The 23123-nt window shown below is 66.4% G+C and carries 18 protein-coding genes; 14 read left to right on the forward strand and 4 right to left on the reverse strand.

Annotated features, from left to right (window positions below; genetic code table 11):
* Positions 1 to 156: 156 nt before the first annotated feature.
* Positions 157 to 1227 (reverse strand): AraC family transcriptional regulator, encoded by a 1071-nt coding sequence (locus tag B447_RS19710; protein WP_002944782.1) that lies wholly within the window; start codon positions 1225 to 1227, stop codon positions 157 to 159.
* Between the two features lie 242 nt (positions 1228 to 1469).
* Between B447_RS19710 and icmF the strand changes: the two genes are divergently transcribed.
* The 5 genes from icmF to B447_RS19735 all read left to right on the forward strand — a co-directional run bounded on the left by icmF (position 1470) and on the right by B447_RS19735 (position 8104).
* Positions 1470 to 4736 carry a fused isobutyryl-CoA mutase/GTPase IcmF gene (icmF, locus tag B447_RS19715; RefSeq protein ID WP_002944786.1) on the forward strand — a complete coding sequence of 1089 codons (3267 nt, stop codon included), beginning with the start codon at positions 1470 to 1472 and terminating at the stop codon, positions 4734 to 4736.
* Positions 4737 to 4991: 255 nt separating this feature from the next.
* Positions 4992 to 5870 carry a PEP-CTERM sorting domain-containing protein gene (locus tag B447_RS19720; protein WP_002944794.1) on the forward strand — a complete coding sequence of 293 codons (879 nt, stop codon included), beginning with the start codon at positions 4992 to 4994 and terminating at the stop codon, positions 5868 to 5870.
* A gap of 121 nt (positions 5871 to 5991) precedes the next feature.
* On the forward strand, positions 5992 to 6381 hold the full coding sequence (locus B447_RS19725) for a DUF2721 domain-containing protein (protein ID WP_002932894.1): 390 nt from the start codon (positions 5992 to 5994) through the stop codon (positions 6379 to 6381).
* Positions 6382 to 6404: 23 nt separating this feature from the next.
* Entirely contained in the window at positions 6405 to 7670 is a 1266-nt protein-coding gene (locus B447_RS19730; protein ID WP_157384732.1) for a porin, read from the forward strand.
* Between the two features lie 8 nt (positions 7671 to 7678).
* Positions 7679 to 8104: a hypothetical protein gene (locus B447_RS19735; protein ID WP_002944800.1), complete on the forward strand. Its 426-nt coding sequence runs from the start codon at positions 7679 to 7681 to the stop codon at positions 8102 to 8104.
* Positions 8105 to 8143: 39 nt separating this feature from the next.
* Here the strand turns inward: B447_RS19735 and B447_RS19740 are convergent, their stop codons facing one another.
* Together B447_RS19740 and B447_RS19745 are read right to left on the reverse strand one after the other, a co-directional pair.
* Entirely contained in the window at positions 8144 to 9271 is a 1128-nt protein-coding gene (locus tag B447_RS19740; protein WP_002944802.1) for a peptidoglycan -binding protein, read from the reverse strand.
* Between the two features lie 4 nt (positions 9272 to 9275).
* The gene (locus B447_RS19745) at positions 9276 to 10355 is read right to left on the reverse strand and encodes a hypothetical protein (protein WP_002944803.1); all 1080 of its coding nucleotides are present in this window, start codon (positions 10353 to 10355) and stop codon (positions 9276 to 9278) included.
* A gap of 184 nt (positions 10356 to 10539) precedes the next feature.
* Between B447_RS19745 and B447_RS19750 the strand changes: the two genes are divergently transcribed.
* The 9 genes from B447_RS19750 to B447_RS19790 all read left to right on the forward strand — a co-directional run bounded on the left by B447_RS19750 (position 10540) and on the right by B447_RS19790 (position 22481).
* Positions 10540 to 12150 carry a diguanylate cyclase domain-containing protein gene (locus tag B447_RS19750; RefSeq protein ID WP_083491501.1) on the forward strand — a complete coding sequence of 537 codons (1611 nt, stop codon included), beginning with the start codon at positions 10540 to 10542 and terminating at the stop codon, positions 12148 to 12150.
* Positions 12151 to 12363: 213 nt separating this feature from the next.
* Positions 12364 to 14355 carry an AMP-dependent synthetase/ligase gene (locus B447_RS19755; protein WP_002944808.1) on the forward strand — a complete coding sequence of 664 codons (1992 nt, stop codon included), beginning with the start codon at positions 12364 to 12366 and terminating at the stop codon, positions 14353 to 14355.
* Positions 14356 to 14369: 14 nt separating this feature from the next.
* A complete protein-coding gene (locus B447_RS19760) occupies positions 14370 to 15191 on the forward strand; it encodes an ABC transporter ATP-binding protein (protein ID WP_002932911.1) in 822 nt (273 codons plus the stop codon).
* A 12-nt stretch (positions 15192 to 15203) separates the two neighbouring features.
* Complete coding sequence (locus B447_RS19765; protein ID WP_002944809.1) at positions 15204 to 16133, forward strand: branched-chain amino acid ABC transporter permease; 930 nt, start codon at positions 15204 to 15206, stop codon at positions 16131 to 16133.
* Between the two features lie 15 nt (positions 16134 to 16148).
* Positions 16149 to 17225: a branched-chain amino acid ABC transporter permease gene (locus B447_RS19770; protein WP_002944810.1), complete on the forward strand. Its 1077-nt coding sequence runs from the start codon at positions 16149 to 16151 to the stop codon at positions 17223 to 17225.
* A gap of 51 nt (positions 17226 to 17276) precedes the next feature.
* The gene (locus tag B447_RS19775; RefSeq protein ID WP_002944811.1) at positions 17277 to 18608 is read left to right on the forward strand and encodes an ABC transporter substrate-binding protein; all 1332 of its coding nucleotides are present in this window, start codon (positions 17277 to 17279) and stop codon (positions 18606 to 18608) included.
* Positions 18609 to 18662: 54 nt separating this feature from the next.
* Positions 18663 to 19478 (forward strand): ABC transporter ATP-binding protein, encoded by an 816-nt coding sequence (locus tag B447_RS19780; protein WP_002944813.1) that lies wholly within the window; start codon positions 18663 to 18665, stop codon positions 19476 to 19478.
* Positions 19479 to 19528: 50 nt separating this feature from the next.
* Positions 19529 to 20764 carry a phenylacetate--CoA ligase family protein gene (locus B447_RS19785; RefSeq protein ID WP_002944817.1) on the forward strand — a complete coding sequence of 412 codons (1236 nt, stop codon included), beginning with the start codon at positions 19529 to 19531 and terminating at the stop codon, positions 20762 to 20764.
* A gap of 526 nt (positions 20765 to 21290) precedes the next feature.
* Positions 21291 to 22481, forward strand: coding sequence for a CaiB/BaiF CoA transferase family protein (locus tag B447_RS19790; RefSeq protein WP_002944819.1), 1191 nt, complete (start codon positions 21291 to 21293; stop codon positions 22479 to 22481).
* A gap of 12 nt (positions 22482 to 22493) precedes the next feature.
* Here B447_RS19790 and B447_RS19795 read toward each other — a convergent pair whose 3' ends face one another.
* Positions 22494 to 22931, reverse strand: coding sequence for a PhaM family polyhydroxyalkanoate granule multifunctional regulatory protein (locus B447_RS19795; RefSeq protein WP_002944821.1), 438 nt, complete (start codon positions 22929 to 22931; stop codon positions 22494 to 22496).
* Between the last annotated feature and the right edge of the window lie 192 nt (positions 22932 to 23123).

Genomic DNA, 23123 nt, shown 5'->3' on the forward strand with positions numbered 1-23123 from the left:
GTCGCCTTCAACCCCTCGCGGCTGGCGCCGCTCCTACAGGGGGAGATGCGCGTTGGGTCTGCCGTAGGAGCGGCGCCAGCCGCGAGCTTTTTGTTTGCCGCCCCCGCATGGCGCACAGCCCTGCAGTTTGGCCAAGAATTGACGCTTACGTCAACGTCACGTTGTCTTTTCCGCCTGCGCAAGCTGCAGCCGGAACCGCTCGGGTGACACGCCCGACCACGATACGAAGGCGCGGTAGAAGGTGGAGGGGTCGGCGTAGCCGAGTTCGGCGGCGATGTGGGCGATGGGCTGGGCGGTCTTGGTCAGCCGCGCATAGGCGATGTCGCGCCGGGTGGCGTCCTTGATGGCGCGGAAGCTCGAGCCCTCTTCCTCGAGGCGACGGTGCAGCGTGCGCGGCGACAGGTGCAGGCGGGCGGCCGCTTCTTCCAGCGACAGGCTGTGGGGCAGGGCGTCGCGCAGCAGGTCGCGGACGCGGAACACCATCTCGCGGTCGCGGCGATAGAGGGTGGTGATCTTGCCCGGCGCGCCGTCGAGGAAGCTGGCGAGGGCGGCCTCGTCGCGGCGCAGGGGGAGGTCGAGCAGGTTGGCCTGCAGTTCGGCGACCAGGTGTTTGGCGTCGAAGCTGGAGTGTTCGGTGTAGACCAGCGCGTAGTCGTCGGCGTGCGCTGGTCGCGGGTAGGGAAAGCGAACGGCGTCGAGGGCGAGGCCGCGGCCGACGAACCAGCTTGCCACGCCATGCAGCAGGCGCAGCAGCCATTCGTACGCGAACACGCGGGCGGGGTCGTCGGCCAGGGGGCCGAGCCGGCCTTCATCGTCGATCAGGAGCCTTGCCTGCGCGCCGTCACGCTGCAGTTCGACGCGAAAGCCCGGCAGTACGATGCGCAGAAAGCGGATTGCCCGCCCGAGCGCCTTGTCGAGCGTTGGTGCGCCGAGCATGGCGCGGCAGAGGAATTCGAAGCTGCCCGGCGGCATCGGCTGTGGCAGCAGGCCGAAGGCTTCGTCGTCGAGCGCTTCGATGCACAGGTTGTAGAGCAGCGCGTAGCGCTCGACGGGAATGCGGCTGGCTGTATCTGCAAGGTCGATGCCGGCACGGGAGAGCAGGGGCGCCGGGTCGTGGCCGCGGCGCACGTAGCCGGCAAGCATGCCGCTGACGAAGCCGGGTGCTACCGTGGCGCGGCCGCGGCGCAGGCGTGGGGGCAGCGTGGAGTGGGGGGCGGTGTCGGGCATGGTTGTTCGAGCGCACAGAATCGTTATTGCCATGGGCGAGTCGCCTTCAAACCCTCGCGGCTTGCGCCGCTCCTACGGGGAGGGGCGATGCGTGCCGGGCGCCGCGCCTACGGGGGGCGGTGCGCGGCGGGGGTGTTGTTGGCGGATTTTGCACGATTAGCGTCGGCAAGCGCAATGGCAATGGCGGTGTCGGGCTTCTAAGATTGCAGGGTTAGATCTCATCCAACCTGGAGATGACCGAAATGACCGACCTCAGCGTTGCGCACAAGCTGTCGCCCTACAAGCCGAAGAACAAGGTGCGCTTCGTCACCGCCGCGGCCCTGTTCGACGGCCACGATGCCTCGATCAACATCATGCGCCGCATCCTGCAGTCGACCGGCTCCGAGGTCATCCACCTGGGGCATAACCGCTCGGTGGGCGAGATCGTCAATGCTGCGCTGCAGGAAGACGTGCAGGGCATCGCCATCACCAGCTACCAGGGCGGCCACGTCGAGTTCTTCAAGTACATGATCGACCTGCTCAAGGCCAACGGCGGCGAGCACATCAAGGTGTTCGGCGGCGGCGGCGGCGTGATCGTGCCGGCCGAGATCAAGGAGCTGCACGAGTACGGCGTCACCCACATCTTCTCGCCCGAAGACGGCGCCAAGATGGGCCTGCAGGGCATGATCAACAGCGTGGTCGAGCGCTGCGACATGGACATCACCAAGGCCGCGCCGCAGAAGGCCGACGCCGTGCTGAAGGCGCTGGCCGCCGGCGATCGCCGTGCGCTGGCGCAGATCATCACCGCGCTGGAGAACGGCGGCTACGGCGACGACGTCAGGAAGGCGCTGATCGAGGCTGCGGCCAAGACCAAGGTGCCGACGCTGGGTATCACCGGCACCGGCGGCGCGGGCAAGTCCTCGCTCACCGACGAACTGGTGCGCCGCTTCCGTCTCGACCAGGACGACAAGCTCAAGCTCGCGATCGTGTCGATCGACCCCTCGCGCAAGCGTACCGGCGGCGCGCTGCTGGGCGACCGTATCCGCATGAACGCGATCGAGCACGACAACATCTACATGCGCTCGCTCGCCACCCGCGACACCGGCTCGGAAGTGTCGGCCGCGCTGCCCGAAGTCATCGCCGCGTGCAAGCTGGCGGGCTTCGACCTGGTGGTGGTCGAGACCTCGGGCATCGGCCAGGGCAATGCCGCGATCGTGCCCTTCGTCGACCTGTCGCTGTACGTGATGACCCCCGAGTTCGGCGCCGCCAGCCAGCTCGAGAAGATCGACATGCTCGACTTCGCCGATTTCGTCGCCATCAACAAGTTCGACCGCAAGGGCGCGCTCGACGCGCTGCGCGACGTCGCCAAGCAATACCAGCGCAACCGCGAGTTGTTCGGCCAGCGCCCGGAAGAGATGCCGGTGTTCGGCACCATGGCGGCGCGCTTCAACGACGACGGCGTCACCGCGCTCTACCAGGCCATGCTGCCGGCGCTGGTGGGCAAGGGCCTGAAAGTCGCCAAGAGCAAGCTGCCGGTGGTGAGCGTGAAGGCGTCCTCGGAAGGCCGTGCCATCGTCCCCGCCGACCGCACCCGCTACCTGGCCGAAATCGCCGATACCGTCCGTGGCTACCACAAGCACGTCGAGCAGCAGGCCCGCGTGGCGCGTGAGCGCCAGTCGCTGAAGATCGCCAAGGGGCTGTTCGAGCAGTGCGGCAAGGACGCGGGTTCGTTTGACGAACTCATCAACTGGAAGGACGGCGAGCTCACCCCGCAGGCGAAGAAGCTGCTCGAGCAGTGGCCGACCGAGAAGGCGCTGTACGCCGCCGACGAGTACGTGGTGAAGATCCGCGACAAGGAGATCCGCACCCAGCTCACCCACACCTCGCTGGCCGGCAGCAAGATCCGCAAGGTGGCGCTGCCCAACTTCGAGGACGAGGGCGAGACGCTCAAGTTCCTGATGAAGGAGAACGTTCCCGGCTCCTTCCCCTACACCGCCGGTGTGTTCGCGTTCAAGCGCGAGGGCGAGGACCCGACCCGCATGTTCGCCGGCGAGGGCGACGCCTTCCGTACCAACCGCCGCTTCAAGCGGGTCTCCGAGGGCATGCCGGCGCACCGCCTGTCGACCGCCTTCGACTCGGTGACGCTGTACGGCTGCGACCCCGACCCGCGTCCGGACATCTACGGCAAGATCGGCAACTCGGGCGTGTCCATCGCCACGCTCGACGACATGAAGGTGCTGTACGACGGCTTCGACCTGTGCGCGCCGACCACTTCGGTGTCGATGACGATCAACGGCCCGGCGCCGATCATCCTGGCTTTCTTCTTCAATACCGCGCTCGACCAGCAGGTCGCCAAGTTCAAGGCCGACAACGGCCGCGACCCGACCGAGGACGAGTACGCCAAGATCAAGGCCTGGACGCTGTCGACCGTGCGCGGCACCGTGCAGGCCGACATCCTGAAGGAAGACCAGGGCCAGAACACCTGCATCTTCAGTACCGAGTTCGCGCTCAAGATGATGGGCGACATCCAGGAGTACTTCGTCCATAACAAGGTGCAGAACTTCTATTCGGTGTCGATCTCGGGCTACCACATCGCCGAGGCCGGCGCGAACCCGATCAGCCAGCTCGCCTTCACGCTGTCGAACGGCTTCACCTACGTGGAGTCGTACCTCGCGCGCGGCATGCACATCGACGACTTCGCGCCCAACCTGTCCTTCTTCTTCAGCAACGGCATGGACCCGGAATACTCGGTGATCGGCCGCGTCGCCCGCCGCATCTGGGCGGTGGCGATGAAGAACAAGTACGGCGCCAATGAGCGCAGCCAGAAGCTGAAGTACCACGTGCAGACCTCGGGCCGCTCGCTGCACGCGCAGGAAATGGACTTCAACGACATCCGTACCACGCTGCAGGCGCTGATCGCGATCTACGACAACTGCAACTCGCTGCACACCAACGCCTACGACGAGGCGATCACCACGCCGACCGAAGAGTCCGTGCGCCGCGCGATGGCGATCCAGCTCATCATCAACCGCGAGTGGGGCCTGGCCAAGAACGAGAACCCGAACCAGGGCGCCTTCATCATCGACGAGCTCACCGACCTCGTCGAAGAGGCGGTGCTCAAGGAGTTCGAGGCCATCGCCAGCCGCGGCGGCGTGCTGGGCGCGATGGAGACCGGCTACCAGCGCGGCAAGATCCAGGAGGAGTCGCTCTATTACGAGCACAAGAAGCACGACGGCTCCTACCCGATCATCGGCGTGAACACCTTCCTCAACCCGAAGGGTCAGGCCCAGCAGGAGATCGAGCTCGCGCGCTCGACCGAGGAAGAAAAGCAGGGCCAGTTGAAGCGTCTGGCCGACTTCCATGCCCGCAACAAGGCCGAGGCGCCGAAGTGGCAGGCCAAGCTGCAGCAGGCCGTGATCGCCAACACCAACGTGTTCGAGGTGCTGGTCGACGCGGTGCGCTACTGCTCGCTGGGCCAGATCACCGATGCCCTCTACAAGGTCGGCGGCCAGTACCGCCGCAGCATGTAAGGCAACCCGCTCCCTCCCTCTCCCTTTGTGGGATCCGGCGCTTCGGCGCCGTTTTTTTTGTGCCGGCAGGATGAGCCGGAGTGGGGGCGGAGTGGGGCCGGTAGCGCTGCCGCCGGGGGGCAAGGTGTCGGCTCTTTTTACAGGCAGTCCTGGTGCTGGTAAGGAAATCGCAATAAAACAGTGGCTTGTGGTGTTGGCATGTAGCTTGCTTGGAGGGGTGCAGCAGCTCCTTGAACACGCCCATGAGGTCCTATCATGTCCCTGAAGCATCTTCTTTCCGCCGCGGCCTGCGTCGCTGCAATCGGCGTTGCGCCCATCGCGCATTCGGCCTCCATCAACGTCCTGTGGTACGGCCAGGGTTCGGCCTACAACACGCAGATGACCAATCTGGCTGCGGATGCCGCAAGCTACGATCCGGCCGGTGATGGCAGCCTGAGCTGGAATTTCACCCTGTGGAACTCGTCCGACCCCACGCCCACCTTCAGCGCGTATGACGTGCTGGTCATCGGCTCCAGCCAGACTTTCGGGATGGGCTTCGATGCCACCCGCCTGCTTGGCGCCAAGTCCGAGATCGAGGCGGCGCGCGGCACGCGCACCTTCCTGTCGGGCCAGGATGCCGACTGGCACTACATCAACGGCCCGGGCGCAGTTGATGACGGCCCGCGCGGCTTCCTGATCAATGCGGTCAACTGGGCCGGCAGCGGCACCGGTCTGGGCATCGTGTCGCTGGCCGACGGCTGGGCCGGCTCGGGCAGCCAGTGGTGGTCGAACGCCAACTCCTTCCTGGCGGCCGAACTGGCCGGTACGACGGCGTACTTCCAGGAAGAATCGGTGGTCATCCCGGCGGCGACGGCCGGCTTCCCGGTCAATGAAGGCCTGACCACCGCGGGCCTGAGCAACTGGGGCACGTCGTCGCACAGCGGCTTCACCTCGGTGCCGACGGGCTATCTGTCGATCAACGACTCCGGGAGCTTCCAGGGGCGTTATGTGACCATCGTGACCGAAGCCTACGCGGGCGGTTGCACGAGCGGTTGCGGCGACGAACCGACTCCGGTGCCTGCACCCCCCACCCTGTTGCTGATGGGCATGGCGCTGTTCGCTCTGGGCGCGGTGAACCGTCGGCGCATGCGCTGATCCCAATTGCATCAAGGCAGATCGCCGCGGCAGCAATGCCGCGGCGATCTGCTTTTGGGGCGTGTGCGAGGGCTAGAATGGGGCTTGGATCCCTGTCGCAGTCACGTTTACCAGACCAAGCATGAACCTCACGACACCCGCCTTGCTGTTTCCTGCCATTTCGCTGCTCCTGCTGGCCTATACCAACCGTTTTCTGACGCTTGCCCAGGTCGTGCGCCAGCTCGGTGCCTCGGCCGACCGCGGGGCGGAATTGGTGCAGCGCCAGTTGCCAGGGCTCAAGCGCCGCATTGCGCTGACCCAGTACATGCAGGGTTTCGGCGTGTTCAGCTTCTTGCTGTGTGCATTGTCGATGTTCGCGCTGTTCCTCGACGCGCAGGTGCCGGGCAAGCTGCTGTTCGGCGCCAGCATCCTTACCCTGGCGCTATCGCTGGTGCTCTCGCTCGTCGAAGTGCTGATCTCGACCGAGGCCTTGTCGGTGGTGGTGAAGGATCTGGAGGCGGCGGGCAAATGAGGGGGCTCGAGCGCGGAGCATTCATGCGCGGACGCGGGGCGCGGGCCTGGGTGGCGGCGGGCCTGTTGTGCTGGGGGGCGGCGAGCCCGGCCGCACAGGAGGGCGCGACAGGAGCCGGAACGGGCTTGCGCTTCAGCGGCTTTGGCACCCTGGCAGCGAGCTATCACGATGCGCAGGACACCCAGTTCCGCGCCCGCGCAGACCAGCGCGAGGGTGCGCAGGCCGGACGGCTCGAGACCGGGATCGATTCCGTGCTGGGGGTGCAGGCCGATGTACAGGTCGACGCACGCTGGTCATCGATGGCGCAGGTCGTGGTGCGCAAGGACGGCAAAGGGGAGTGGGCGCCGCGCCTGAGCTGGGGCTTCGTCAAGTATTCGCCGACACCCGCCCTGGAGTTGCGCGCCGGCCGACTTGGGGTGGACATCTATATGGATGGCGACTCGCCCCATGTCGGCTATGCCTACACCACGGTGCGCCCTTATACCGACCTGTACGGGCAATTCACCTTCGACCACTTCGATGGCGTGGATCTGCGCGCCAGCACCCTGGTGGGCGAGGGCGAACTGAGCCTGAAGCTATACGGTGGACGGACGCGTGGCGAGGACTATCGGGGGGCGCACCTGTTCCAGCGCGAAGGCTCGAGCACCCTTGGGGCGACGCTGCAGTGGGAGTCCAGCGCGCTGGGGGTGCGGCTCGCTTGGGGCCAGGTGCGTACCCCCGATGATGGCTTGCTTGCGCCCCTGGCCGGAGCGCTGCGTGAGGTCGCACCTGCACTGTCACCTGAGGTTGCGGCGCAGGCGCGTCAGCGCGCCGCGGAGATGGAGGGCGGCAATAGCGACCTGAAGTACCTGGGGCTTGCACTGAACTGGCGGCAGGGCCCATGGTCGGCCCAGTTGATCGGTGTGGATGTGCGGATGAATCGCTTTCCTGGCTTCAAGGGCCAGGGACTGGGCGCGATGCTGGCTTATCGGGCGGGCTCGTGGAAGCCATTCGTCACGACTTCACGAGGCAAGCTCACGCCGCAGGCGCGGCCGCTCGACCTGCCTGTGGACCGTGCCGAGCTCTTGCTGGTCCGCGATGGGTATGGGCGGGCCACCGGACTGATCGCCAGCGACCAGTACTCCTGGGGCGTGGGCGTGCGCTACGACCTGATGCCGAATGCGGCACTGAAGCTGCAGCTTGACCGCATCGAGGCCAAACGCTCGTCGATGCTGCTCGATGGCAGCGGTACCAGCGTCGGGCCGCGCGGCGTGAGCGTGTTTACCGCCGCGCTGGATTTCGTCTTTTGAGCGCCGGCATGATCACGCGGCGTCTTGTGTCCATGCTGTTCGGATCGCTTGCCCTGGCCGGGGCGGTGCTCGCGGACGAACTGGTCGTGATCGCACATCCGGCGAGCGGGGTGGTGGCGCTCGAGCGTACCCAGGTCGTGCACCTCTTTCTCGGGCGCACGCGGGCGCTGCCTTTTGGCGAGCGTGCCACGATCTACGAGGTGGATGCGTATCGCGCGCCTTTCTACCGCCAGCTGGTGCGCCAGGAGATCGCCGAGGTCGATGCCTATTGGGCTCGGCTGCGCTTTTCCGGCCGTACCCAGCCGCCGCAACTGCTCGAGGATGGGGCGGCCGCGGTCGACCGTGTGGCCGCTGAGCCGCATGCGCTCGCCGCGGTGGCGAGCGCCGATATCGATGAGCGCGTCAGGGTGGTGTTCCGCCTGCCGCTGCCGTGACGGGCAAGGGGGCGTGGCCCCTTGCCCGTCGGTGCAGGTTCAGCGGCTGGTGAGCTTGAGCTCGATGCGGCGGTTGCGGGCGTAGGCTTCGTCGGTGCTGCGGGCGTCGAGCGGGTGGAACTCGCCGTAGCCGGTGGCGGCCAGGCGTTCCGGTGGAATGCCCTGGCTGCGCAGGAACTTCACGATGGCGAGCGCACGCGCGGTGGACAGCTCCCAGTTCGACGGGAAGCGGGCAGTGGCGATCGGACGACGGTCGGTGTGGCCGTCGACCTGCAACACCCAGGGTAGGTCAGTGGGAATCTCGCTGGCGAGGGTCTTGAGCGTTTCGGCCAGGCGGGTGAGCTGGATCATGCCGTCGGCGCTGACCTCGTCGGAGGCGCTGGGGAACAGCACCTCGCTGGAGAACACGAAACGGTCGCCGACGATCTGGATGTCCTTGCGGCTGCCGAGCACGGCCTGCAGGCGGCCGAAGAACTCCGAGCGGTAGCGTGCCAGTTCCTGCACGCGTGCAGCCAGGGCCAGGTTGAGCTCGCGGCCGAGTTCCTCGATCTTGAGATCCTTGTCGCGAGTGGCGGCCTCGGCCGAGGCGAGCGCGGCATTGAGCTGTTCGAGCTGCTCGCGCACGGCGACAAGCTGGCGGTTGAGCAGTTCGACCTGGGCGATCGCGGCGGCAGACATCTCCTGCTGTTCCTTGAGGCCGCGCTCGGAAGTGTCGAGCGCGCTGGCAAGGCGTGCGGCCTCGGCTTCGAGCTCGGCCTTGAGGCGCTGCAGGGCGGCAATGTCGGTGCTGAGGCGGGCGGCCTCCTCGCGCTGGGCCTTGGCGTCGTCCTGGGCCGCATGAAGCTCGTCGCGCGCGGCGAACAGCTCGGTGGACAGGGCTTCGCGCTCGGCTTCGGTGCTGGCGAGCGAGGCGCTGAGCTCGCCCACCTTGAGATCGGCGCGCGCGCGCGCCGAATGCTCCAGGCTCAAGGTCTGGGCAAGGGTGGCGAGTTCTGCGTTGAGGCGTTCGAGCGCGCGGTCGCGGCCGCTGACGGCGTCGGCGAGCACGAACTGGCCGATCACGAAGATCAGGATCACGAACACCATCACCATCAGCAGCGAGGCGAGGGCATCTACGAAGCCGGGCCAGAAGTCCATCGGCCGGCGGCGGCGGGTCAGCAAGGCCATGTCGTCATTCCGCCCGGTTGCCGCCCTGGCCGCCGAGGGCGGCGCCGATGGTGCGCGACAGCAGGCGCAGCTCGGCGCGCAGATCTTCGGAGAACTGCGCGCCCTGCGCCGGTTGCTGGGCCACCTGGCGGATCAGCGCGCGCAGGTCGTCCTGGCTGGCCGACAGGTTGGAGAGGTCGCGCGATTCGCGGGTGATGAGGTCGGCGAGGCGGGTGAGCTGGTTGTTGAGCTCGCCCAGGTGCTCGGCCGTGGCGCGGCGCTCGCGTTCGGACTCCGCCGCCGAGCGCTGCATGCGTTCGATGCTCTCGGCGGTCTGTTCGAGCAAGGCCTGCACGTAGGCGGGCACGTTGCCTTCGCCTTCGGCGCCGACGCCGGAGGGCAGCTTGGTCATGTGCGACAGCCATTCCTCGAGCTCGTTGTAGAAGCGGTTCTGGGCGTGGCCGGACTGCAGGTCGAGGAAGCCGACGACGAGCGAGCCGGCGAGGCCGAACAGCGAGGTCGAGAAGCTTGTCGCCATGCCGCCCAGGGGTTCGTCGAGCTTGGTCTTGAGGGCTTCGAACATGGCGACCGGGTCGGTGCCGACGCTCATGTTGCCGATGATCTCGCCGATCGAGCGGATGGTGACGAGCAGGCCCCAGAAGGTGCCGAGCAGGCCGAGGAAGATGAGCAGGCCGATGAGGTAGCGCGACAGGTCGCGTTGTTCCTCGAGGCGGATCTGCACGCTGTCGAGGATGGAGCGGGTGGAGGTGGGCGACAGGTGGAACTGACCGCGCTTGCGGGTCGACAGCAGGCGCGCCATGGGGGCGAGCAGCACCGGCTTGAGGCCGCCCGGCGCGGGGCCGGCCTCGCCGTGCTGGAAGTCCTCGATCCACAGCACCTCGCGCTGCAGGCGCCAGACCTGGCGCAGGTTGACCGCGATGCCGACCGCGAGCACGAACAGGATGACGCCGTTGAAGGCGGCGTTGGCGACGAAGGCGTGCTTGAGCTGGGGCACGAGCACGGCGGCCAGCGCGGCGACGAGGGCGAGAAAGATGCCCATCCAGGTCGTGACATGGACGGGTTTGGTAAAGGCCTTGCGTTCCATCGAGGGCTTTTCCTGGATGCAGGGCGCCGCGCAGGCGCCCGGTTCGGGTAATCGGGTGCGGGTGAGTCTAGCGCGAATCCTGCAGAATTTGAGGTTTGCGTGCCCGCTTGTGACATGGGTCATTTTCGTCTGTCGCGAGCGGCAGGACAATGATCATTAAGTTTGCCGTTATGGCTTCATTTTGATGAAAACGCCAAATAACTCAGGTTCGAGTGTGCCGTTCCAGTCCGTGGGCTGGCGGCGCAGCATCGCCTCGCGGGCCACGGTGCTGATCCTCGTCCTGGGGGCCCTGGTCGGCGTGCTCGTCGGTGCGGCCGGCGCACTCCTGGTGGAGAACGAGGAGCGTGCGCGACTGGACGCGAAGCTGGGCGAGCAGCTCCTGACCGTGGAGCGCGCGGCCAGCGTGGCGGCCTTTGCACATGACGAACACTTGGCGCGCGAGGTGGTCAGCGGGCTCTTGCACAATCGCAGCATCGCTCGTGCGGCGATCGAGGGCGAGGCTGGCGAGCTTGCCGCCGCCGGGGGCGAGGTGCCGGCGGCCGAGCCCGGGCTGAGCCGGCCGCTGCGCTCGCCCTTTGATGAGGCCGAGCTCGTCGGCGTGCTGCGGGTGCATCCCGAGCACGCGGCGATGCGTGCCGATGCACGTGCCTATTCGCGTTTCATCGCCCTGCTGCTGGCGGGCATGGTCGTCGTGATCACCTGCGGTGTGGCCTGGGTGGTGAGCCGCCACGTCACGCGGCCGATCCGTACCTTGTCGGACGACCTGCACCGGCTCGACGCCGAGCATGGCGCCTGTCTGGTGACACCGACGGGGCATGGGCGAGATGAGATCGGCCGCCTGGCGGGCGACATCAATGCCTTGATCGAGCGCATGGGCGCGATGATCGCCAGCGAGCGCCGGACGCGCGCGCTGCATGAGGCGGCGGAGCACAAGTGGCACCTGATCTTCGAGAACGCCGAGACCGGTCTGTTTACGCTCGATGCCGATGGCCGTCTGTCGGACTGGAATCCGTGGCTTGCACGCATGTTCGACCTGCCGCTCCATGACGACCATGCCGAGTGCTATCTGCTGGGCGACCAGCTGGCCGACCCGGAGCGGCGCTTCGATGAGATGCGGCGCCAGATTGCGCTCGGCGAGCCGGTGCAGGGCGGCGACTTCGAGTGCCGTGTTGCGCTGGGCGGTGTGCGCTGGGTGAATGTGGTCCTGCATCCGCTCGAGGGCCGGGCCGGCATGCTGCAGGGGATCATGAACGATGTTACCGAGCGCAGGCGGGCCGAGGCGCTGGCCCAGGCCCAGGCCGAGCGCGATGTGCTGACCGGGTTGCTCAATCGCCGCGGCGTCGACAAGGCCTATGGCGAGCTGGTGACGCGGCAGGAGGATTGCTCCGGCCTTGCCCTGCTGATGCTGGACCTCGATGGCTTCAAGGCGGTCAACGACGAGCACGGCCACCACGCCGGCGATGCCTTGCTGGCCCTGGTGGCGCGACGCGTGGAGGCGGTGGTGCGCAGGACCGATGTGGTGGCGCGCCTGGGCGGCGACGAGTTCGTGGTGCTGCTGACGCGGCTCGATGCGATCTCGACGGCGCGGCTGATCGCCAGCAAGCTGGTGGAGGCGCTGGGCCAGCCCTTCGCGCTCGATGGGGTCTCGCGGGTGACGATCGGGGTCAGCGTCGGGGTGGCCTTCACGCACTGCCCGCCGGCGCAGATCGGCGAACTGCTGCGCCGCGCCGACGGGGCGATGTACGAAGCCAAGCGCGCCGGCAAGTCACAGTACCGCCTGGCCTTGCCGGGCTGAGCAGCACTGGCCGCGGCGCCGCGGCCGGCGCTTGTACACAGCGGCGGCCGACTGCAACAATTCAGTACATTCCACAAACAGTTGCGCAAAGGTGGCTTGTCACACTCCATCCTGAACTGACACGGGTGCGGCTTCGCGCCCCGCGGGCAAATCACCATAACAAGGTGCCCGCGGCCGGATCAGACAGGACAAAAACCGAAGGAGGAGTGTGGAATGGACGCAGGCAATGGCAGCTCCGATATCCACGGGCAGGGTGCGACAGGTGGGCTGGATACGTTTCCGCGCTACCTGATGCATCACGCGAAGGCTCGGCCGCAGCAGCCGGCGATGCGCGAGAAGGCCTACGGAATCTGGCAGACCTATAGTTGGGCGCAGGTGGCCGAGAATGTGCGGGCGATCGCCTGCGGTCTGGCGCAGCTCGGTTTCAAGCGTGGCGACCGTCTCGCCATCGTTGGCGATAACCGTCCGCGTCTGTACTGGTCGGTTGCGGCCTGCCAGTGCCTGGGCGGCATCCCGGTGATGATGTACCAGGATGCGGTGGCGCAGGAGATGGTCTACGTGCTGCAGGACGCCGAGATCAAGTTCGCCATCGTCGAGGATCAGGAGCAGGTCGACAAGATGCTCGAGATCCAGCCCGAGGCGCCGCTGCTCGAGCATGTGATCTATGACGATGCGCGCGGCATGCGCCACTACACCCAGACCCTGCTGATGGGCCTGGATGAGCTGCAGGAGATGGGGCGTATCCACGACCGCAACCAGTCGGACTTCCTGAACGGGGAGATCGACAAGGGGGCGTCCGACGACATCTCGATCATGCTGTACACCTCGGGTACCACGGGCAAGCCCAAGGGCGTGTGCCAGACCCATGGCGCCTTCATTGCCGCGGCGCGTGGTGGCATGCAGTTCGATCAGCTCACCGATCGCGAGGACATCCTGTCCTACCTGCCGATGGCGTGGGTGGGCGACCACCTGTTCTCGTTCGCGCAGGCGATGGTGGCGGGCTTCACGATCAACTGCCCGGAGTCGGGCGAGACGGTCATGAACGACCTGCGCGAGATCGGGCCCACCTACTATTTCGCACCGCCGCGCGTGTTCGAGAACCTGCTCACCCAGGTGATGATCCGCATGGAGGATGCCAGCGCGCTCAAGCGCAAGGTCTTCAACCATTTCATGGACGTGGCCCGCCGCTGCGGTGCCGACATCCTCGACGGCAAACCGGTGTCGGGCGGCGACCGCTTCCAGTACTGGCTGGGCAACCTGCTGGTGTACGGCCCGCTCAAGAACGTGCTCGGCATGAGCCGCATCCGCGTGGCCTATACCGCGGGCGCGGCGATCGGTCCGGACCTGTTCCGCTTCTACCGTTCGATCGGCATCAACCTGAAGCAGCTCTACGGCCAGACCGAGACCTGCGCCTACGTGTGCCTGCAGCCCGACGGCCAGATCAAGCTGGACTCGGTGGGCAAGCCGGCGCCCTTCGTCGAGGTCAAGCTCGCCGACAACGGCGAGATCCTGGTGAAGGGGCCGATGCTGCTCAAGGCCTACTACAAGCGCCCGGACGCTACGGCCGAGTCGATCAACGCCGAAGGCTACTTCATGACCGGCGATGCCGGCTTCTTCGACGAGGACGGCCACCTCAAGATCATCGACCGTGCCAAGGACGTGGGCAAGATGGCCGACGGCTCGATGTTCGCGCCCAACTACATCGAGAACAAGCTCAAGTTCTTCCAGCACATCAAGGAGGCGGTCACCTTCGGTAACGGTAAGGAGTTCGTCACCGCCTTCATCAACATCGACCTCGAGGCGGTGGGCAACTGGGCCGAGAAGAAGGGCATGGCCTACTCGGGTTACGCCGACCTTGCCCAGCAGTCGGCGGTGTACGACCTGATCCGCGACGGTATCGAGAAGGTCAATGCCGACCTGGCGAGCGACCCCAACATGAGCGGCTCGCAGATCAAGCGTTTCCTGATCCTGCACAAGGAGCTCGATGCGGATGACGGCGAACTCACGCGCACGCGCAAGGTGCGGCGCAACTTCATCGCCGAGAAGTACGGTGAGCTGATCGAAGCCATGTTCGAAGGCAGGAAGAGCCAGTTCATCGAGACCCAGGTCAAGTACGAAGACGGCCGCACGGCCAAGGTGTCTGCCGATCTGCGCATCGAGGAGGTCAAGACCTTCGCGCAGCAGGCAGGCAAGCGGGCCGCGTGAGGAGAGACGAGATAATGACGAATGCCAGCAATGCCGCACCTGCCGCCGCCCAGGGCGGCCGCAAGTTCGGCGACGTGATCCTCGACCTGCAGAACATCTCGCTGCGCTTCGGGGGGGTGAAGGCGCTGACCGACATCAGCTTCAACATCCGCGAGCACGAGGTCCGCGCCATCATCGGCCCCAACGGCGCGGGCAAGAGCTCGATGCTGAACGTGATCAACGGGGTGTACCACCCCCAGGAAGGCAAGATCATGTTCCGCGGCCAGGAGCGCAAGAAGATGGAGCCGCACATGGCGGCCAAGCAGGGTATCGCGCGCACCTTCCAGAACATTGCGTTGTTCAAGGGTATGAGCGTGCTCGACAACATCATGACCGGGCGCAACCTGCGCATGAAGTGCAACCTCTTCCAGCAGGCGCTGTGGATCGGCGCAGCGCGCAACGAGGAGATCGCACACCGCGAGAAGGTCGAGGAGATCGTCGACTTCCTCGAGATCCAGCACATCCGCAAGACCGCGGTGGGGGCGCTGCCCTACGGCCTGCAAAAGCGCGTCGACCTCGGCCGCGCGCTGGCGATGGAGCCGGAGATCCTGCTCCTGGATGAGCCGATGGCGGGCATGAACGTGGAGGAGAAGCAGGACATGTGCCGCTTCATCCTCGACATCAGCGACCAGTTCGGCACCACGATCGTGCTCATCGAGCACGACATGGGGGTGGTGATGGACATTTCGGACCGCGTGGTCGTCCTCGACTACGGCAAGAAGATCGGTGACGGCACGCCCGACGAGGTGCGCAACAACCAGGACGTCATCAACGCCTATCTGGGCAGCGGTCACTGAGCGGAGCGGGACATGGGATTCTTTATCGAAACGATGTTGGGCGGCCTGATGACCGGCATGTTGTATTCGCTGGTCGCGCTGGGCTTCGTGCTCATCTTCAAGGCTTCCGGGGTGTTCAACTTTGCCCAGGGGGCGATGGTGCTGGTCGCCGCGCTGGCGATGGCGCGCTTTTCCGAGTGGTCGAACGCGGCGCTGGGCGGCGACAGCCTGTTCCTGGCCAACGTGATCGGCATCATCGGTGCGGGTATCGTGATGTTCGTGGTGGCATGGACGGTCGAGCGCTTCGTGCTGCGCAAGCTGGTCAACCAGGAAGGGGCGACCCTGCTGATGGTGACCCTGGGTATCGCCTACGTGCTCGAGGGTCTGGGCCAGACCTTCTTCGGCAGCGAGATCTACTCGATCAACGTCGGCATGCCGAAGGACCCGGTGATCATGTTCGAGGGCCTCATCGAGGGCGGCGTCATGATCAACAAGGAAGACTTCATCGCCGCGCTGCTGGCGGCGGTGCTGGTCGGCGGCCTGACCGTCTTCTTCCAGAAGACCTCGGTGGGCCGGGCGCTGCGTGCGGTGGCCGATGACCACCAGGCGGCGCAGTCGGTGGGCATCCCGCTCAACAAGACCTGGGTGATCGTGTGGTGCGTGGCCGGCCTGGTGGCGCTGGTGGCGGGCATCATCTGGGGCTCGAAGATGGGCGTGCAGTTCTCCCTCGTCACCGTGGCGCTGCGTGCGCTGCCGGTGGTGATCCTCGGCGGCCTGACTTCGGTGCCGGGTGCGATCGTCGGTGGCCTGATCATCGGTGTCGGCGAGAAGCTGTCCGAGGTCTATCTCGGACCCTACGTCGGCGGCGGCATCGAAATCTGGTTCGCCTACGTGATGGCACTCATCGTGCTGCTGTTCCGGCCCCAGGGTCTGTTCGGCGAAAAGATCATCAACCGCGTCTGACGGGGAGATAGAACAGTGATTTATCGTGAGAATGGCCAGTTCAAGACGAGCTACCTGGCCGACCAGCAGATCTTCACGATCGCCCAGGATAAGTGGTTCGTCCTCGGTCTGATCGCCTTCGCAGCCATCGGCGTGCCTTTCCTCGCCGACGAGTACCTGTTCCGCGCGGTGCTCATCCCCTTCCTGGTGCTGGCACTGGCGGCGCTGGGGGTGAACCTGCTGGTGGGTTACTGCGGCCAGATCACCCTGGGGGCGGGTGCCTTCATGGCGATCGGTGCCTACGCAGCCTATAACTTCATGGTGCGGGTCGATGGCATGCCGCTGGTGCTGGCGATGCTGCTCGGCGGTGTGGCGGCAGCGGGCTTCGGCATCCTGTTCGGCATCCCCAGCCTGCGGGTGCGCGGCCTGTACCTGGCAGTGGCGACGCTGGCCGCGCAGTTCCTGTGCGACTGGGCCTTCCTGCGCATCGGCTGGTTTACCAACAACTCGGCCTCGGGCTCGGTGTCGGTGGCCAAGCTGGAAGCTTTCGGCTGGGTGATCAACACGCCGGTGGAGAAGTACCTGTTCTGCCTGATCTTCGTGGTGTTCTTCGCGCTGCTGGCCAAGAACATGACCCGCGCCAGCATCGGCCGCCAGTGGATGGCGATCCGCGACATGGACGTGGCCGCGGAGGTGATCGGCATCCGCCCGATGTACGCCAAGCTGTCGGCGTTCGCGGTGAGCTCGTTCTTCATCGGCGTGGCCGGCGCGCTGTGGGGCTTCGTGCACCTGGGTTCGTGGGAGCCGGCGGCGTTCTCGGTCGATCGCTCGTTCCAGCTGCTGTTCATGGTCATCATCGGCGGCATGGGCTCGATCATGGGCAGCTTCTTCGGCGCCGCCTTCATCGTGATCCTGCCGATCTTCCTCAACCAGTTCCTGCCCTTCCTCGGCGGCCTGGTGGGGGTGACGGTGTCGACTGCCGGTATCTCGCACGCCGAGTTCATCATCTTCGGTTCGCTGATCATCTTCTTCCTGATCGTCGAGCCCCATGGCCTCGCCCGCCTGTGGTCGATCGCCAAGCAGAAGCTGCGCCTGTGGCCGTTCCCGCACTGATGCAGCACACCTTTTCGCAGTGCCCATGAAGCATAAATAAGGAGGAGACTCATGAAATTCCGTTCCCTGGCCCTCGCGGCCGCCATCGCCTCGGTGGGCCTGTCGTCCGCCGTGTTCACGCCCGCGGCCCACGCCCAGGCAGCCGAGCAGTACTTCCCGATCCTGGTGTATCGCACCGGCGCCTATGCCGCCAACGGCAACCCGTGGGCAAACGGCTACGTCGATTACCTGAAGCTGGTCAACGCCCAGGGCGGCATCAATGGCGTCAAGGTGTCGTTCGAGGAGTGCGAGACGGGTTACGCCACCGACCGCGGCGTGGAGTGCTACGAGCGCCTGAAGGGCAAGGGCGCGACGGTGTTCCAGCCGCTGTCGACCGGCATCACCTTCGCGCTCACCGAGAAGGCCCCGGTGGACAAGATCCCGCTGATCACCGCCGGCTACGGCCGCAGCGAGTCGCAGGACGGCTCGGTGTTCACCTGGAACTTCCCGCTGCTGGGCACCTACTGGGTTGCGGCCGACGTCGCCATCCAGCACATCGGCAAGGCTTACGGCGGCGTCGATAACCTGAAGGGCAAGAAGATCGCGCTGGTCTATCACGACAGCCCGTTCGGCAAGGAGCCGATCCCCTTGCTGCAGGAGCGCGCCAAGATGCACGGCTTCGACCTGCAACTGCTGCCGGTTGCCCACCCGGGCGTGGAGCAGAAGGCGACCTGGCTGCAGATCCGCCGCGACCGTCCGGACCACGTGCTGCTGTGGGGCTGGGGCGTGATGAACTCGACCTCGCTCAAGGAAGCGCAGGCCACCGGCTATCCGCGCGAGAAGATGCTCGGCGTGTGGTGGGCGGGTGCCGAGCCGGACGTCAAGGACGTCGGCGCCGGCGCCAAGGGCTACAGCGCGCTCACCCTGCAGCACGGTGCAGAGCCGAACTCCAAGGTGGTCAAGGACATCCTCGCCATGGTGCATGACAAGGGCCAGGGCACCGGTCCGAAGGACGAAGTCGGTTCCGTGCTGTACATGCGCGGCCTGATCTCGGCCATGTTGGGGGTCGAAGGCGTCGCCGCCGCCCAGGAGCGCTACGGCAAGGGCAAGGTCATGACCGGCGAGCAGGTGCGCTGGGGCCTGGAGAACCTCAATCTCGACCAGGACAAGCTCGACGGCATGGGCTTTGCCGGCGTGATGCGCCCGGTGCAGACCTCCTGCACCGACCACATGGGTGCGTCGTGGGTTCGCGTCCACACCTGGGACGGCAACAAGTGGGAGTTCAGCTCCGACTGGTACCAGGCCGACGACAAGGTCCTGCGCCCGATGGTGCTCGACGCGGCGAGCAAGTACGCCGCGGAGAAGAACATCCAGCGCCGTACCGCCGAGCAGTGCGCGCAGTAAGTTGAAACGTGCCTCCGCACCCGCGGGTGCGGAGGCCTTTCCGTGGAATCGAAGATGAACGCTCCCAATTCAGCCTTCCTCAGCGTCAACAACATCGAGGTGATCTACAACCACGTGATCCTCGTCCTGAAGGGTGTCTCGCTGTCGGTGCAGGAGGGCAGCATCGTTGCGCTCCTGGGTGGCAACGGCGCCGGCAAGACGACCACGTTGCGTGCGGTCAGCAACCTGCTCAAGGGCGAGCGCGGCGACGTGACCAAGGGTTCGGTGGAGTACAAGGGCGAGCGCGTCGAGGCCCTGACCCCGGCCGATCTCGTCAAGCGTGGGGTGGTGCAGGTCATGGAGGGTCGCCACTGCTTCGGCCACCTGACCATCGAGGAGAACCTGCGTACCGGCGCCTATACCCGCACCGACGGCAAGGCCGCGGTCGAGGAGACCCTGGAAAAGGTCTACAACTATTTCCCACGCCTGAAGACGCGCCGCAACAGCCAGGCGGCCTATACCTCGGGCGGCGAACAGCAGATGTGCGCGATCGGTCGTGCGCTGATGGCCAAGCCCAAGCTGGTGCTGCTCGACGAGCCGTCGATGGGCCTTGCGCCGCTGATCGTGGAAGAAGTGTTCGAGATCGTGAAGGATCTCAACACCAAGGAAAGGGTGAGCTTCCTGCTCGCCGAACAGAACACCATGGTGGCCCTGCGCTATGCGGACTTCGGCTACATCATGGAGAACGGCCGCATCGTGATGGAAGGCGCAGCCAAGGACCTGGCGACCAACGAGGACGTCAAGGAGTTCTACCTCGGCCTGTCCGGCGAGGGTCGCAAGAGCTTCCGCGACATCAAGCACTATCGCCGCCGCAAGCGCTGGCTGAGCTGAGCCTGCGGGCGACGCACTTCCTCCATACCGGATCGCGCAAGGATGCCGACATGACTTTTTACGACGATCGCGAAACGCTGCCCGCGGACGCTCGCGAGCGTGCGCTGCTCGCACGCCTACCCGGCCAGATCGCCCACGCGCGGGCGAGCGCGCCCGCCTTTTCCCGCCTGCTCGAGGATGTTGACCCGGACACCATCATCAGCCGCGAGGCCCTGGCGACGCTGCCGGTGACGCGCAAGTCCGAACTGCTGGAGCAGCAGAAGGCGGCGCGGCCCTTCGGCGGCTTTGCGGCGGTTGGCTGGGGCGCGGCGTGCCGACGCGTGTTTGCCTCGCCCGGCCCCTTGTACGAGCCCGAAGGCGCCCGGCCCGACTACTACCGGCTCGCGCGCGCATTGCACGCGGCGGGTTTCCGCGCGGGCGACCTGGTGCATAACACCTTCTCGTACCACTTCACGCCTGCCGGTTCGATGATGGAGACGGCCGCCCATGCGCTGGGGTGCACGGTGTTTCCGGCCGGGGTGGGGCAGACCGAGCAGCAACTGGCAGCGATTGTCGACCTGCAGCCCAATGCCTACGTGGGTACGCCGTCCTTCCTGCGCATCCTGCTCGAGAAGGCGGACGAGGCCGGCCTGCGGCCGTCCTTCACCAAGGCCTTCGTGTCGGGTGAAGCCTTTCCGCCGAGCGTGCGCGACGCTTTCGCAGCGCGTGGCATCCAGGCCTACCAGGCGTATGCGACCGCCGACATCGGCCTGATCGCCTACGAGACGCCGGCACGCGAGGGCCTGGTGGTCGACGAGGACATCCTGCTCGAGATCGTGCGTCCGGGGACGGGGGATCCGGTGCCCGAGGGCGAGGTTGGCGAGGTCGTTGTGACCACCTTCAACCCCGATTACCCGCTGATCCGTTTTGGTACCGGCGACCTTTCGGCCGTGCTGCCGGGTGCGTCGCCTTGCGGACGCACCAATCTGCGCATCAAGGGCTGGATGGGGCGCGCCGACCAGACGACCAAGGTCAAGGGCATGTTCGTCCATCCGGGGCAGATCGCCGATGTGGTGCGCCGCCACGCCGAGATTCGCCGTGCCCGCCTGGTGGTGGACAACCCCGATCTCAACGACCGCATGACCCTCATGTGCGAGGTGGCCGGTGGTGGCAGCGAAGCGCTCGCAACCGCCGTGGCCAGCAGCATTCGCGAGCTCACCAAGCTGCGTGGCGAGGTCGCCTTCCTGCCCTCCGGCGCGCTCGCCAACGACGGCAAGGTCATCGACGACGTGCGCGTCTACAACTGACACGGTTGGCTGGCCCCCGTGTCGGAGCGGCGCCAGCCGCGAGCTTTTCGCCGTCCCGCCCAGCGCCCATCGCCTTCAACCCCTCGCGGCTCGCGCCGCTCCTACGGGGCGCGAGGCGTGTGAGGGCTGCCGTAGGAGCGGCGCCAGCCGCGAGCTTTTCGTCGCACCGCTCAGCGCTCATCGCCTTCAACCCCTCGCGGCTCGCGCCGCTCCTACAGGGCGCGAGGCGTGTGAGGGCTGCCGTAGGAGCGGCGCCAGCCGCGAGCTTTTCGTCGTCCCGCCCATCGCTCATCGCCTTCAACCCCTCGCGGCTCGCGCCGCTCCTACAGGGCGGGCGAGGCGTGTGAGGGGGGCTGTAGGAGCGGCGCCAGCCGCGAGCTTTTCGTCGTCCCGCCCAGCGCTCATCGCCTTCAACCCCTCGCGGCTTGCGCCGCTCCTACAGGGGGCGAGGCGTGTGAGGGGTGCCGTCGGGGCGGCGTCGGTTGGCATAATGCCGGCCAGTCAAGACATCATCACGGATACATACATGAACCCGGCTCATTCTCCCGCCACGCATGCGCCCCTTGCTGGCGTGCGCATCCTGGATCTCACGCGCTTGCTGCCTGGCCCGCTCGCGACGCAGCATCTGTCCGACTACGGTGCCGAGGTGATCAAGGTGGAGGACACCGGCGCTGGTGACTACGCCCGTACCATGGGTGCGATGGGGGGCGAGACCAGCTACTTCTACCAGGTGGTCAACCGCAACAAGCGCAGCTTGCGCCTGGACCTGAAGCAGGCCGAGGGCAGGGCGCTGTTCCTGCGGCTGGTCGATGAGGCCGATGTCGTCGTCGAGGGGTTTCGGCCCGGGGTGATGGAGCGGCTCGGCCTCGGCTATGCGGTGCTTGCCGAGCGCAAGCCGGCGATCGTTCTGTGCAGCATCTCGGGCTACGGCCAGACCGGTCCGTATGCCGAGCGCGCCGGGCATGACATCAATTACATCGGCTATGCCGGGGTGCTCGACCAGATCGGTGTTGCGGGCGGTCCGCCCGCGTTGTCGAACCTGCAGATCGGCGATCTGCTGGGCGGTACGATGGCGGCGGCGATGGGCATCATGGTGGCCTTGTTCGATGCGCGCCAGCGTGGCCAGGGGCGTCATGTCGATGTGTCGATGACCGATGCGGCCTTCGCGCACGCGATCTTCCCGCTTGCCGAGGTGCTGGCCAACGGACGTGTGCGGCCGCGCGGCGAGGATCTGCTGGACGGCGGCGTGCCCTGCTATGGCGTGTATGAGACTGCGGACGGCCGCCACATGGCGGTGGGGGCGCTGGAAGAGAAGTTCTGGCACATGTTGTGCGATGCCCTCGAGCGCCCGGACCTGAAGCCCGGCCATCTCGCGGTCGGCGAAGACGGCAAGCGGGTGCGGGACGCACTGGCGGCGATCTTCCGCAGTCGTAGCCAGCAGGCCTGGGTGGCGCTGTTCGACGGTGTGGATTGTTGTGTGACGCCGGTGCTCAGGCTGGAGGAGAGCCTGGAGAATGCCCAGTTGCGCGCGCGCGGCATGGTGATGGAGGTGGGCGGTGTGCGCCAGTTCGGCCCGCCTGTCCGTCTCGGTGGCATGCCGCCGGGTACCGCGAGCCCGGCACCTGCTCGCGCGGGTGCCGACACCGATGAGATCCTGGCCGGGCTTGGGCTTGGAGCCGATGAGCGCGCCCGCTTGCGTGCGGCGGGCGTGATCTGACGCTGTTCCGGCTTACTTGTCGGCGGGCGCCTTGCGGCGGCCGCCCCGGGCCGCGGGTTTGGCAGCGCTGTCGGCCGCGGTCTGGGCGTCGTCGGCCTGCGCGTTGTTCATCATGTTCCAGGGCCACATCGCAGCGGCAGCGGCGAAGGGGTTGCTGCCTGCGTTTGCGGCGTTGTCCGGGCCCGGTGCGTCGCTGCCCGCCGCATGCTGGCTCATTGCCTTCACGGCGGCGATGGCGGCGCGCTGCATCTCGAGGCCCTGGATGCTCATCTGCAGCATGTTGAGGTTCATCTTCAGCCAGCCCTCGACCGCCTTCATGTCCTTGATGCGCTTGTCGAGTTCATCGACATCCAGCGTGGGGGTGACCATGCCGGGCAATGAGAAGCCCATGCTGTTCCACATGCCGCGAACGAAATCGAGCGGGTCCTGCGCGTTCTGATCCTGAGACATTGCGGCACTCCCTGTGGGTTGAAGGTATGCAGCAATATTAACCGATGCATGAGGAGCGCTGTGCACGGCCGTACGCAACCGCCCAGGAAGCTCGCGGCTTGCGCCGCGCCTACAGCACCCCTCGCGGCCGATCACCCTGTAGGAGCGGCGCAAGCCGCGAGGGGGTGCAGGAGCAGCAACTGGCAGCGATTG

The sequence above is a fragment of the Thauera sp. 27 genome (genome assembly GCF_000310125.2).
Lineage (GTDB): Bacteria > Pseudomonadota > Gammaproteobacteria > Burkholderiales > Rhodocyclaceae > Thauera > Thauera mechernichensis.

Coding starts and splice junctions, on each gene's coding strand:
- B447_RS19710 (WP_002944782.1), bottom strand. CDS start 1,227: ATGCCCGACACCGCCCCCCACTCCACGCTGCCCCCACGCCTGCGCCGC.
- icmF (WP_002944786.1), top strand. CDS start 1,470: ATGACCGACCTCAGCGTTGCGCACAAGCTGTCGCCCTACAAGCCGAAG.
- B447_RS19720 (WP_002944794.1), top strand. CDS start 4,992: ATGTCCCTGAAGCATCTTCTTTCCGCCGCGGCCTGCGTCGCTGCAATC.
- B447_RS19725 (WP_002932894.1), top strand. CDS start 5,992: ATGAACCTCACGACACCCGCCTTGCTGTTTCCTGCCATTTCGCTGCTC.
- B447_RS19730 (WP_157384732.1), top strand. CDS start 6,405: ATGCGCGGACGCGGGGCGCGGGCCTGGGTGGCGGCGGGCCTGTTGTGC.
- B447_RS19735 (WP_002944800.1), top strand. CDS start 7,679: ATGATCACGCGGCGTCTTGTGTCCATGCTGTTCGGATCGCTTGCCCTG.
- B447_RS19740 (WP_002944802.1), bottom strand. CDS start 9,271: ATGGCCTTGCTGACCCGCCGCCGCCGGCCGATGGACTTCTGGCCCGGC.
- B447_RS19745 (WP_002944803.1), bottom strand. CDS start 10,355: ATGGAACGCAAGGCCTTTACCAAACCCGTCCATGTCACGACCTGGATG.
- B447_RS19750 (WP_083491501.1), top strand. CDS start 10,540: ATGAAAACGCCAAATAACTCAGGTTCGAGTGTGCCGTTCCAGTCCGTG.
- B447_RS19755 (WP_002944808.1), top strand. CDS start 12,364: ATGGACGCAGGCAATGGCAGCTCCGATATCCACGGGCAGGGTGCGACA.
- B447_RS19760 (WP_002932911.1), top strand. CDS start 14,370: ATGACGAATGCCAGCAATGCCGCACCTGCCGCCGCCCAGGGCGGCCGC.
- B447_RS19765 (WP_002944809.1), top strand. CDS start 15,204: ATGGGATTCTTTATCGAAACGATGTTGGGCGGCCTGATGACCGGCATG.
- B447_RS19775 (WP_002944811.1), top strand. CDS start 17,277: ATGAAATTCCGTTCCCTGGCCCTCGCGGCCGCCATCGCCTCGGTGGGC.
- B447_RS19780 (WP_002944813.1), top strand. CDS start 18,663: ATGAACGCTCCCAATTCAGCCTTCCTCAGCGTCAACAACATCGAGGTG.
- B447_RS19785 (WP_002944817.1), top strand. CDS start 19,529: ATGACTTTTTACGACGATCGCGAAACGCTGCCCGCGGACGCTCGCGAG.
- B447_RS19790 (WP_002944819.1), top strand. CDS start 21,291: ATGAACCCGGCTCATTCTCCCGCCACGCATGCGCCCCTTGCTGGCGTG.
- B447_RS19795 (WP_002944821.1), bottom strand. CDS start 22,931: ATGTCTCAGGATCAGAACGCGCAGGACCCGCTCGATTTCGTTCGCGGC.